This window comes from Gemmatimonadales bacterium, from assembly GCA_019637315.1.
GTDB lineage: Bacteria > Gemmatimonadota > Gemmatimonadetes > Gemmatimonadales > GWC2-71-9 > SHZU01.
Map to the genome: position 1 here is coordinate 44,185 of JAHBVU010000009.1, position 12,071 is coordinate 56,255.

10 protein-coding genes are annotated in these 12,071 nt (G+C 65.2%); all 10 read right to left on the reverse strand.

The features are described 5' to 3' along the window. Positions 1-56: 56 nt before the first annotated feature. Positions 57-476 (reverse strand): EVE domain-containing protein, encoded by a 420-nt coding sequence (locus tag KF785_10180; GenBank protein ID MBX3147123.1) that lies wholly within the window; start codon positions 474-476, stop codon positions 57-59. Between the two features lie 93 nt (positions 477-569). Further along, positions 570-2,729 carry a bifunctional (p)ppGpp synthetase/guanosine-3',5'-bis(diphosphate) 3'-pyrophosphohydrolase gene (locus tag KF785_10185; GenBank protein MBX3147124.1) on the reverse strand — a complete coding sequence of 720 codons (2,160 nt, stop codon included), beginning with the start codon at positions 2,727-2,729 and terminating at the stop codon, positions 570-572. Further along, the gene (gene radC, locus KF785_10190) at positions 2,726-3,334 is read right to left on the reverse strand and encodes a DNA repair protein RadC (protein MBX3147125.1); all 609 of its coding nucleotides are present in this window, start codon (positions 3,332-3,334) and stop codon (positions 2,726-2,728) included. Before radC ends, KF785_10185 begins: the two co-directional genes overlap by 4 nt. Before the next feature lie 168 nt (positions 3,335-3,502). Then, positions 3,503-6,652 (reverse strand): preprotein translocase subunit SecA, encoded by a 3,150-nt coding sequence (gene secA / locus KF785_10195; GenBank protein ID MBX3147126.1) that lies wholly within the window; start codon positions 6,650-6,652, stop codon positions 3,503-3,505. A 2-nt stretch (positions 6,653-6,654) separates the two neighbouring features. After that, complete coding sequence (gene nadD, locus KF785_10200) at positions 6,655-7,221, reverse strand: nicotinate-nucleotide adenylyltransferase (GenBank protein MBX3147127.1); 567 nt, start codon at positions 7,219-7,221, stop codon at positions 6,655-6,657. Further along, positions 7,221-8,012, reverse strand: coding sequence for an outer membrane protein assembly factor BamD (gene bamD, locus KF785_10205; GenBank protein ID MBX3147128.1), 792 nt, complete (start codon positions 8,010-8,012; stop codon positions 7,221-7,223). Before bamD ends, nadD begins: the two co-directional genes overlap by 1 nt. Positions 8,013-8,015: 3 nt before the next feature. Next, positions 8,016-8,912 (reverse strand): hypothetical protein, encoded by an 897-nt coding sequence (locus KF785_10210; GenBank protein MBX3147129.1) that lies wholly within the window; start codon positions 8,910-8,912, stop codon positions 8,016-8,018. Then, positions 8,909-9,691, reverse strand: coding sequence for a tetratricopeptide repeat protein (locus tag KF785_10215; protein ID MBX3147130.1), 783 nt, complete (start codon positions 9,689-9,691; stop codon positions 8,909-8,911). The genes KF785_10210 and KF785_10215 overlap by 4 nt, the downstream gene beginning before the upstream one ends. 140 nt (positions 9,692-9,831) lie before the next feature. Beyond that, positions 9,832-10,767 carry an SDR family oxidoreductase gene (locus tag KF785_10220; GenBank protein ID MBX3147131.1) on the reverse strand — a complete coding sequence of 312 codons (936 nt, stop codon included), beginning with the start codon at positions 10,765-10,767 and terminating at the stop codon, positions 9,832-9,834. Continuing rightward, positions 10,764-12,071, reverse strand: coding sequence for a UDP-glucose/GDP-mannose dehydrogenase family protein (locus KF785_10225; protein MBX3147132.1), 1,308 nt, complete (start codon positions 12,069-12,071; stop codon positions 10,764-10,766). The genes KF785_10220 and KF785_10225 overlap by 4 nt, the downstream gene beginning before the upstream one ends.

Below are 12,071 nucleotides of genomic sequence, written 5' to 3' on the forward strand. Positions count from 1 at the left end.
GTATCGGCTTTTGTTCGCCCCCGCGACTTGGGGCGTTCAGCCCTGCCCCACAGCCCCTAAGGCGCCTTGATCTTGCTGGCAGATTCGACCCAGCCCCACCGCTCGGCCGCGACCGGCATGACCGAAAGCCGGGCCTGGCGGACCAGTTCCCAGTCCGCATACCGGGGATCCGCCTTGACCTCGGCAAGCGTCACCGGCCGAGCCAGTTTCCGGACCGGTTCCAGGTCGATCACGACCATCCGCGGATCGTTCCCTTTCGGGTCGGGATAGGCCGCCTTGGTCACTTTCGCGATGCCGACGATCTGCTTCTCGTCACCCGTGTGATAGATGAAGCAGAGGTCTCCCGCCGCCATGGCGCGCATGTTCCTGAGAGCCACCGCATTGGCCACGCCATCCCAGACGGCGCGCCCCTCGCGTTCGAGGTCCGCATACGAGTATGTCGACGGTTCGGTCTTGAGCAACCAACGATTGGCCACTTGCAACCCCTGTGGTTTGGTTCGAGTACACCCGCGTGCGCCGCTGACGGCGCCGATCTCGCTTTACCGCACCGCCCCCTGCCCGGCAATCGGTCAGTGGGTCGTCACTTCGCGCCGGTCGACGGACACGACCCCCTTCACACGCCGAATCAGACGCAGCACCTTGGCAAGGTGCGCAAGATTGTCGACTTCGATGAAGATGGTGCCGAATGCCGTACCGTCCTTGGTGTGCAGGTCGGCACGGCGAACGTTGGTACCCGACGCACTGACCGCCTGAAGAATATCGGCATAGAGACCCCGCCGATCTTCCGCGCTCAGCACCAACCGCACGGCAAACGACTCCCCTTCCTGCTCCTGCCAGTCGATCTCGACCCGGCGGTCGCCTTCCTGAATCGAGAGCAGGTTGGGACAGTCCGCCCGGTGAATCGAGATGCCACGCCCCTGGGTCACATAGCCGACCACTGTGTCGCCCGGGACCGGCTGACAGCACTGGGCATAACGAACCAGCAGACCGTCGACGCCCTGAATCTTGATGCCGCGTCCCAGCCGAATCCGGTTGAGCATCCGCCCAAACACCGTCGGCTTTGGTTCGCGCAGATCCTCGTCGGTCAGGTCGGGATAGAGAGCCCGCATCACCGCGCCGATAGCGAGGTCACCCCGGCCAATCGCGGCTTCGAGCGCACGCGTATCCGCCAGGCTGACGGATTTGGCCGCCCGTTCGAGGGTCGCCGAGTCCGGCGGATCGAGTCGACGACGCTTGAGTTCGCGGCTGAGAATATCCCGACCAAGCGTGATGCTCATCGTCTCTTCTTCGTGACGGACCCAAGACTTGATCCGCTGCCGCGCCCGCGCCGTCCGGACGTGGTTGAGCCAGTCACGACTCGGCTTGGCATTCGGTGAGGTCAGAATCTCGACCGTATCGCCGTTTTTGATTTCACGATGCAGCGGCGCAATCCGACCGTTGATCTTGGCGCCCTGGCAGTGCAGCCCGACCTCGCTGTGCACATGAAAGGCAAAGTCGATCGCGGTCGCACCCTTGGGTAGCTGCTTGACGTCTCCCTCAGGAGTAAAGACGAAGATCTCGTCCTGGTAGAGGTCGAGCTTGAGGAACTCGAGAAACTCCTCCTGCCCGTGGGTATCCTGCTGCAACTCGAGCAGCTGACGAAACCACTCGAAATGCTGATCGAGCTCGTCCCGACCGCCCCGGTCCGCCTTATAGAGCCAGTGCGCCGCAATACCGAACTCCGCCGTCCGATGCATCTCGGGTGTGCGGATCTGCACCTCGTAGAGCTGGCCGTTCGGTCCGAAGATGGTAGTGTGCAGCGATTGATAGCCGTTCGACTTCGGCGAGGCGATGTAGTCCTTGATCCGCTCCTGAATCGGCGTCCAGGTGTGGTGGATGATGCCCAGCACGTGATAGCAGGCCGGCACCGAATCGACCAGGATGCGGAGCGCCATCATGTCGTAGACCTGCTCGAACGGCATGTTGCGCTTGCGCATTTTCTGATAGATCGACCAGAGATGCTTCGGTCGACCAGTCACCTCGGCCGTCAGCCCGGCACGGGTCAGCTCCTCTTCCAGCGGCTTCCGCAGCGCCTCGATCATCTCTTCCCGCTCGGCGCGCTTCGCAGCAACCTGCCGGGCCAGCCCGACGTACTCTTCCGGCTCCAGAAACTTGAACGCCAGGTCTTCCAGCTCGGCCTTGACCTTGGCCATCCCGAACCGGTGCGACAGCGGCGCGTAGATCTCCCGAGTCTCGAGCGCGATCCGCTCCCGCCGCTCCGGGGGCAAATGCTCCAAGGTACGCATGTTGTGGAGCCGGTCGGCCAGCTTGATGATGATGACCCGGGCATCCTTGGCAATCGACAGCAGCAGCTTGCGGTAGTTCTCGACCTGTTCCTCCGCGCGGGAGCGAAAGGTCAGGTGGGAAATCTTGGTCAGCCCATCGACCAGCCCGGCGACTTCCGGACCGAACTCGGTCGCAATGTCTGCCACCGTAACTTCGGAGTCCTCGACCACATCGTGCAGCAGTGCGGCCGCGATCGACGTGGTGTCGAGCAGCTGGCTGACCAGAATGGTGGCCACCGCAATGCTGTGTGAAACGAAGTCCTCGCCCGACATGCGCTTCTGGCCGCGATGGGCCGACGCGCTGAACTGCAGGGCACGATCGATCAGCCCGAGATCGAGACGATCCGCGTGGCGCTCGAGCGCTGCCCTGAATTCGGTACTGCTCCCTGCTACTGCTTCCGTCACAACAATCCTTGCGTCGCGAAACTGACCCACCGGTCGCCACCCACGATCACGTGGTCGAGCACCGGAATTCCTACGATGGCCCCCGCAGCCACCAGCTGGCTGGTGACCGCCCGATCCTCAGGCGACGGGGTCGGATCGCCACTCGGATGGTTGTGCACCACGATGATCCCGGCAGCCGCTTCCGCAATCGCCAGGCGAAATACCTCGCGCGGATGCACCAGCGCACCGGTCAATACGCCCCTGGACACCAGGACGTCGCGAAGCACGTCCCGCTGCGCCGATAGCGCCAGGACATGGAACTCCTCGACCTCCAGGTCCCTCAGACGGTCTCCGATCAGCCTGGCCACATCCTCGGGCGACCGAACCCGCGGCCGGACCGGCCGTTCCTCCCGAACCAGCCGCCGACCCAGCTCGAGCGCCGCTGATAGCCGAGCCGCCTTGGCCACACCTACCCCCGAAATCCGACGCAACTCCGCGTCAGGGGCCCGGGCCAGCCGCCGAAGCGAGCCGCCTACGGACCGATGCACGGCCTGAGCTACCGCCAGAACGTCGGCCCCGGCCTGGCCAGTGCCTATCAGAATGGCCAGCAACTCGACAGTCGTCAATCCGGCCGGTCCGTTTCGGATCAGCCGTTCACGAGGAAGATCGCCAGGTTGGGTCTCAGGGGGCAGCACGGATCCAAGATGGGGCGGCCCGGAGCAACCCCGGTAACCGAAAACAACGCAAGCCGGCATCGAGGCGACCCGGAAAGCCGGGTCACCTCAAACCGGCCGTCACGCCCCATGGCACTTCTTGTACTTCTTACCCGAACCGCAGGGACAAGGGTCGTTGCGCCCCACCACCGGCACACTGCCCGTCGGCCCGCCGATTCGACCGATGTTGCTTTGCACCACCGGCGCTGCGGCAGGAGGCCGCGGCCCTGACGAGGTCCGCGCCGAGCCCGCAAAGAGGTCGTCGGTCGAGGGCTGGCGTGGTGGCGGGGGCGCCAGTGGCGCCTGCTGCCGAGGCGGAGGCGGCGCATCCGCCGTAACCTGAACCTTGAGGTACCGGTCCGAGAAGGAAGCCCGGAGGTCCCGAATCAGGTCCTGGAACATCTCGAACGCTTCCTTCTTGTACTCGACCAGCGGGTCCTTCTGGCCATAGGCCCGGTACTGGATCGCATTGCGAAGCTGATCGAGGTCGTAGAGATGGTCCTTCCACTTCTCGTCGATCACACCGAGCATGACCTGCGAGAGCACCTGCTGATCGACATCCGCGATGCCGATTGCGGTTCCGAACTCCTTCAGGTAGTCGACTTTCCGCTGAAAGCTCGCCTCACCTTCGGCCAGCACCGCAGCAAGCAGAGCCTCACGGGTCGGGGTCGCCGCAGCATCGGTAATCGCATCGACCGAGACGAGATACTGCATCGTGAGTGCGCTCTTGAGACCCTCACGGTCCCACTGCTCCGGATTGCCATCGCCTTCGTCGATCACCTTGGTGACCGCATGCTCGAGCGCACCCGCAATCATCCGACGCGCCTCGGCCTTGAGCTCCTCGCCCTTTTCCAATGCAAACAACCGCAACGAGTAGACCACCTCGCGCTGCTGGTTCATCACGTCATCGTACTCGAGCAACCGTTTCCGCTGCTGAAAGTTCTGCAGCTCGACCCGTTTCTGGGCCGATTCGATCGCCGCCGTGACCAGCCGCCCGGTAATGACCTCGCCTTCCTCGGCGCCGGTCTTGTCCATGTACCGCGCAATCCGATCGGTACCGAACAGGCGCATCAGGTCGTCTTCGAGCGACAGGAAGAACACCGATGCGCCAGGATCGCCCTGCCGCCCGGACCGTCCGCGCAGCTGCCGATCGATCCGGCGCGACTCGTGTCGCTCGGTTCCGACGATCTGGAGGCCCGCCTCGTCGGCCTCGAGATTGAGGTCCTTGCTCAGCTTGATGTCGGTGCCGCGGCCGGCCATGTTGGTCGCGATCGTGATCGCCCCGGTTTGTCCTGCCTGCGCGACGATCTCGGCCTCCCGCTCATGGTACTTCGCGTTGAGGACCTCATGCCGCAGGCCCCGGCGTTTGAGCATCTTGCTCAGCGTCTCGGACACTTCCACCGTCGTCGTACCGATCAGCACCGGGAGGCCGAGCCCGTGGAGCCGCTCCACCTCGTCGGCTACCGCATTGTACTTCTCGCGGCGCGTCTTGTAGATCCGGTCAGGCACATCCTTCCGGCGGATGGGCCGGTTGGTCGGCACCACCAGCACCTCGAGCCCGTAGATGGAGTAGAACTCCGACTCTTCGGTCTCGGCGGTGCCGGTCATACCCGCCAGCTTGTCGTACATCCGGAAGTAGTTCTGGATCGTGATCGTGGCCAGAGTCTGCGTTTCGCCCTTGACCTGGACCCGTTCCTTGGCCTCCACCGCCTGGTGCAGTCCGTCCGACCACCGACGCCCCGCCAATACGCGCCCGGTGAACTCGTCGACGATCAGAACCTGATTGTCCTGAACGATGTACTCCACGTCCTTTTCGTAGAGCGAGTGCGCCTGCAGCAGCTTGTGGATGATGTGCAGGACCTCGCTCTTCCGCGCATACGCCAGTTCCACTTCCTGCCGCTGAGCCCTCCGTTCGGCCGGATCCAGCGACGGATCGCGCTCGATCTGGTGAATTTCCTCGGAAATGTCAGGCACCACGAACAGCTCCGGATCGTCCGGCGACAGGGTCGCGGTGCCCTGATCGGTCAGATGAACCGAGTGCCCCTTCTCATCGAGCACGTAGTAGAGCACGTCATCGATGCCACGCATCGACTGCTGCTTAGTCGGCAGCTTGCGATCGGCGATGTGCCGCAGCTCAGCCTGCTGCACCAGCTGCTTGACCCCCGGCTCGTTGTAGAGCTTGAGCAGCCGCTTGTTCTTGGGCATGCCCAGCTGCGCCTGGTAGAGCTTGACCGCCGCATCCTGGCGCGTCTTGTCGTTGGCCAGGAGCGACTCACCCTCCGCAACCAGCTGGTTGACCACCGTCGTCTGGCGTCGAACCAGGTCGGCCACCCGATCGTTGAAGACGCCGTACTTGTCGTCACCGTCGTTGCCGACCGGCCCGGAAATGATGAGCGGCGTGCGGGCCTCGTCGATCAGAATCGAGTCGACCTCGTCGACGATGGCAAAGGCATGTTCGCGCTGGACCCGATGATCCAGCGAGAACACCATGTTGTCACGCAGGTAGTCGAAGCCGAACTCGTTGTTGGTCCCGTAGGTAATGTCCGCGAGGTAGGCTGCCCGGCGCCCCGGCGACTGCGGCTCGGTGTCATCGAGACACCCGACCGTGAGGCCGAGGTACGTGAACAGGTGGCCCATCCACTGCGAGTCGCGCCGGGCCAGGTAGTTGTTGACCGTGACGAGGTGGGCGCCACGGCCGGTCAGCGCGTTCAGGTAGAGTGGCAGCGTGGCCACCAGCGTCTTGCCCTCGCCCGTCGCCATCTCCGCGATCTTGCCGCGATGCAGCGCGACACCACCCATCAACTGGACATCGTACGGCACCATGTCCCAGGTCAGCTCGTGGCCTGTCACCATCACTTTGGTGCCGACCAGGCGGCGCGCCGCCTCGCGAACCGTGGCAAACGCCTCCGGAAGGATCTCATCCAGCACGGCCGCGACGGCCTTCTTGTAGTCGGCTTCGATCCGATAGAACTCGCTTTCCAGGCGCTCCCGCTCGACCGGATCGGCGCAAGCGTGTTTCTCGGCGCGCACCGCTTCGACCTGCTCTCGGAGCTCTCCCGTCTTGGCGGCGAGAACTTCCCGGAAGCGCGCCGTCTGACCTCGGACCTCCTCTTCCGAGAACGTCGCCAGCCGCGCTTCATGGGCATGAACCTGCGATACCAGCGGCGCCAGCTTCTTGGCATCACGCTGATTGCGGGTTCCGAACACCTTGGCAAAAACCGTTTTCAACATCGTCAGTCCCGATACAAACCGTGCTGCGTGATGTACTCGGCCACCGCATCGGGGACCCAGTAGCGAATCGACCGCCCGTGCCGCACCCGCTCGCGCACCGCCGTCGATGAAATATCGATCCGCGGCACCGGAATGATCCGGTCCGCTATGCCCGCCGGCGGCAACTCACCCGCCCGCGCAAAGACCACGATCTCCGCCATGGTCCGAATCTCCTCCGGCGCCTTCCAGGCCGTAAACGACGCCGCGGCGTCACCCCCGAGCAAGACGCTGATCGCCGCGCCAGGATAACGGCCGCGGAGATCCTTCAGCGTGTCGACCGTATACGACGGCCCCGGGCGGTCGATCTCAGCCCGATCGACGGTAAACCGCGGCTGCCCCGCCGTGGCCAGCTCCACCATCCTCGCCCGGTGACGACCGGAAGCCAGGTGCTGGCCGACCTTGAGCGGTTGCTGACCGACCGGGATCCACCTCACCTCATCCGCCTCGAGCAGCTCGAGCGCCACCTGCGCAATCACGAGGTGACCAGTATGGATCGGATCGAACGAGCCGCCGAGCACAGCAATCCGCACTAGAGCTGCCCGGTCGAGTCAGTCGCGGCCGTCGCGGGACAGAGCTTGCGGGGCCCGTCCGGATCCGGGTGGAACTGCACGATGTACTCGCAGGTTTCCTGAACATCCTCGTCGTACTTGAGGGCGCGATACGCCGAGACGAGACGCTCGAGCGCCGCCGGCACGACCGAAGACCGCGGATACCGGGCAATCAGGTCGCGCAGCATCAGCACGGCCGAGTCGTACGCCTTGTACTTGAGGTAGAAGACCGCGCTCAGGTAATCCTTGCGGGCAAAGAGATCCTGCAATTCCCGGATCTTGGCCTCTGCCCGCTTCGCCGCCGTCGAGTTCGGATACCGGCTCTGCACTTCGAGGTACACCGCCAGCGCGGTTTGACCATAAGTCGGATCGAGCTCAGGCCGCCTCCAGAGATACGAGTAGGCGTCGCCAGCGCGAAGCAGCGCGTCGGCCGCCAGGGCGTCGTCCGGGTGCTCATCGGCCAGGCGCCGCAGCTGCCGCACCGCGTCGAGGTGGTTGCCCCGTGCGAGTTCGATCTCACCCCGGTAAAACGCCATCCGGTTGATCCGGGCGTCCGTAACGGGCATGACCCCGTTGAGCCGCGCAAACAGCTCCGAGGCCTTCCCCCAGCGTCCCTGATTGAATGCCTGCTCGCCTGCCTGCCAGAGCGAATCCACCACCTGGGGCGAGTTGGACACGACCGGCACCGCCGGATCGCTTCGTTTCCCCTTGAACGGCCAGCACCCGCTAGACAATACCACGGCCGCCAACAGGCCGATTCGGGTCAGATTCATGCGTCACCCATCCGTAGGGGGCGGCGTACCGGCCCCAAGACTATTCAGCTTCGCCGTCGCGACCTGCCGCAGGCTGTCCGATCCGGCCGGCGCCGCGAGCACCGACTGGTACGCAACGGCAGCGCCCAGCGCATCACCCTGCAGGACCCGGGCATCTCCAAGACCAATCTGCGCCATCAAGCCGCGCGAGTTGGCTGACTGCGAGCGCACCACCAGGTCGAACCACCGCTCGGCCTCGAACCCGTCACCCGAAATCAGGGCGTCCTGCCCCAGCAGGAGCGCGCACTCGGCCAGCCCATCCTGCGCCGCCGTCCGCAGCCGTGCGTCACTCGAACGCCGCAGCAACGTTTGATAGCTCCGCGCCGCCGCTTCACAGGCAACCGTTGTTCGCTGCGCATCCGCATACCGCAGCAGCAGCGCATCGATCCCGCGCGGCCCCGATGCCATCGCCATCGCCGACGGCAGCAGATGCAGGTCCGTCGCCGGATCACCGCCCGATTCGAGCGGACCGAGCGCCAGCCGGCCAAGCGGGCGGTTCGGCGCCGCCTGGCGCAAGGCCAGCAGCGCCCGCCCCATCGCCGCGCCGTCGCCCTGCCGCTCGGCCCCGACCGCGGCCCGCGTCAGCCCGACCGCCGCCTCGACCGCCCGGGTCGGGTCATCGCGAACCAGCGCGGTAAACGCGTCGGTGGCCGCCGCAAAGTCGCCCGCGTTGAGCGCCGCCGATCCTGCCTTGGCCCAGACCCGGCTTCGGGCCCCGCCTCGCTGCGCAGCTGAGTACTCGCTCAATGCCCGCGAATACTGCCCTTCCCGATAGGCATGATCACCCAGCCGCTCATGGTCGGCGGCTGCGGTCGAACAGCCCACGGTCGCCAGCGCCAGCAACGACCACCCCCGGGTCACGAAACCAGCCGCCGCGCCATCGCGAGGTAGGCGCCGATCCGGGCGTTGTCGGGCCGCTGCATCAGACAGCGAGCCCAGATCTCCTGCGCACCTGTCGCGTCGCCCGACAGGTAGTGCGCCAGGCCAAGCGCGGCCTGCGCATCGACGAACTTGGGCTGCACCGCCACGATCCGCTCGAGCTCTTCACGGGCTTCGAGCGGGCGACCCCCCTCGAGCAGCAGCCGCGCCAGCCGATACCGCAGGTCGTGAAAATGCGGACCAAGCGCAACCGCGCGCTGGTACTCCCGAATCGCATCCGCCAGCGCCCCGACCTCGGCGTACGCGTCGCCGACCGTGGCATGGAGGTTGGCCAGCCGCGACGCAACCGGGTTGGAAAAGCCGCTCGGCCCCGTCTGTCCCAGCGCCGCCGCCCGCTGAAACGAGGCATCGGCCTCACCCGATCGCCCCAACTCCACCAGCACGACACCACGATGCACCAGCGCATCGATGTACCGCGGATTGACACCCAGCGCGCGATCGAAGTCCTCGAGGGCTTTTTCCGGCTGCCCCAGCAGCGACAAGCACAGGCCGCGCAGATGATACACATCAGCGAAGCGACGCCCCGACTCGAGGATCTCATCGACCAGGTGGACCGCGCCGTAGTAATCCTGCACGGCAAACCGCTCATTGGCCTGCTGCAGGAGATGCTCGGTGCTGACTTGCATTGGCATCCGTCCACTCGCCATTCCGAGGGTTCGACCAGGCCGATCCCACCCGTCGACGATCACGATGAACTGCATCGCCCGACCGTCGCGCCGACCCCCGATTCGGGAGCCCGGCGGGAATCCGGCACAAGCTTGTAAGATAGCGTGGTCGATTGATTTGCGCGGCTCGCGGAGGCTCGAAGCCGACCGATGGCCGGCCACCCGGAGCCCGCCGATCAGCGCTCGAGCGCGGCCCGGAAGTGGGGGATGGTGCGCTCCAGCCCTTCCCGAAGCTGGACCTGAGGGGTCCAGCCCAAGTGCGTCGTGGCCATCGCAATGTCGGGACAGCGAACCTTGGGGTCATCGACCGGCAGAGGATCGTGGCGCAGGGGCGCCGCCGAGCCGACCAGCTCCTGGACCAGCCGGGCCAGATCGAGCATGGTGAACTCGTTGGGATTCCCGATGTTGGTCGGCTCGACCCGATCACTCTTGAACAAGCGATAGATCCCGTCGACCAGGTCCGAGACATAGCAGAACGACCGGGTCTGTCGCCCGTCGCCGTAGACCGTCAGGGGCTCACCCTTCAAGGCCTGCACGATGAAGTTCGACACCACCCGACCATCCCGGGGCCGCATGCGGGGACCATAGGTGTTGAAGATCCGAACGATGCGGGTCTCGAGCCCGTGCTGTCGATGGTAGGCCATGGTGAGCGCCTCACTGAAGCGTTTCGCTTCATCATAGACCGACCGCGGTCCGACCGGATTGACGTTTCCCCAGTAACTCTCCGGCTGCGGATGGACCAGGGGGTCGCCGTACACCTCGGAGGTCGAAGCCAGCAGAAACCGCGCGGTCGAGGCCTGGGCCAGCCGCAGGGCGTTGCGGGTGCCCAGCGAGCCCACCTCGAGGGTGGCCAGGGGATGCTCGAGATAGTCGATCGGACTCGCCGGCGAGGCAAAGTGAAGCACCCCGTCGAGCGCGCCGGCCACTTGGAGCCCGTTCGAGACGTCCTGCTCGAGAAACTCGAATTCGGGACGCGCGAACAGATGCCGCAGGTTGTCCCGCGACCCGGTCAGGAAGTTGTCGACTCCGACGACCCGATATCCTTCCGCCAGAAACCGATCCGCCAGGTGCGAACCCAGAAAGCCCGCCGCACCGGTGATCACGACTCTCATACGGTGACCCGCCCGATACTCGCGTAGCGGAAACCGGCCCGACCCATCCGAGCCGGGTCGAACAAGTTGCGCCCGTCGATGATGAGCGGCGTGCTGAGCAACGACTTGACCCGATCGAAATCAGGATTGCGATACACCAGCCACTCCGTCACGATGACCAGAGCATCCGCACCAGCCAGCGCGTCGTACGGTTCACGGGCATACCGGATCCGGTCGGCAAAAACCTGGCGAGCCGAGTCCATCGCCTTCGGATCGTGTGCAGCAACCGATCCGCCCGCGGCCAGGACCCCCTCGATCAGCGGGATGGAGGGGCTCTCCCGCATATCATCAGTCTCGGGCTTGAAGGACAACCCCCAGACCGCAATCCGGCGGCCGGACAGGTCGCCGCCGAGCGCGTACTCGAGCTTGGCCAGCAGCACATGCTTCTGGCGCTGATTGACGGCCTCGACCGCCCGCCACAAATCGGCGTCCATGCCGATCTCGTCCGCCGACCGAATCAGCGCCTTGACGTCCTTCGGAAAGCAGGAGCCGCCGTATCCCGGCCCGGGAAACAGGAAGGCCGGGCCGATCCGCCGATCGGTGCCAATGCCCTTCCGAACCATCCCGACATCAGCGCCGACCTGCTCGCAGAACAGTGCAATCTGATTCATGAACGAAATGCGCGTGGCCAGCATCGCGTTGGCAGCGTACTTGGTGACCTCCGCCGAGGGAATGTCCATGAAGAGGATCGGATTCCCGGTGCGCACGAACGGCGAATACAGCTCGCTCAGGCGTTCGCGCGCGTGCTCGGAATCCACCCCGATCACGACCCGATCCGGCTTCATGAAATCGTCGATTGCCGCGCCCTCTTTGAGGAACTCCGGGTTCGATGCCATGAAAAACGGCTGCGACGACTCGGCCGCAATGGCCTGCCGCACGCTCTCGGCCGTGCCAACCGGCACGGTCGATTTGGTCACCACGACTTTGGGCTCGTTGAGATTCCGGCCGACCACCTGGGCGACATCGAGCACATGCCGCAGGTCGGCCGAGCCGTCTTCTCCGGGCGGAGTGCCCACCGCGATGAAGACGACCTCGCCGTGGCGGACCGCCTGATCCAGGTCGGTCGTGAAGGCCAGGCGACCTTCGGTCTGATTGCGAATGACCAGCGGCTTGAGGCCGGGTTCGTAGATCGGAATCCAGTTTTCCCGAAGCCGGGCGACCTTGGCCTCGTCCACGTCGGCGCAGACAACATCGTTGCCCGTCTCCGCCAGGCACGCACCCGCGACCAGCCCGACGTAGCCCGTGCCGATGACCGTCACCCGCAT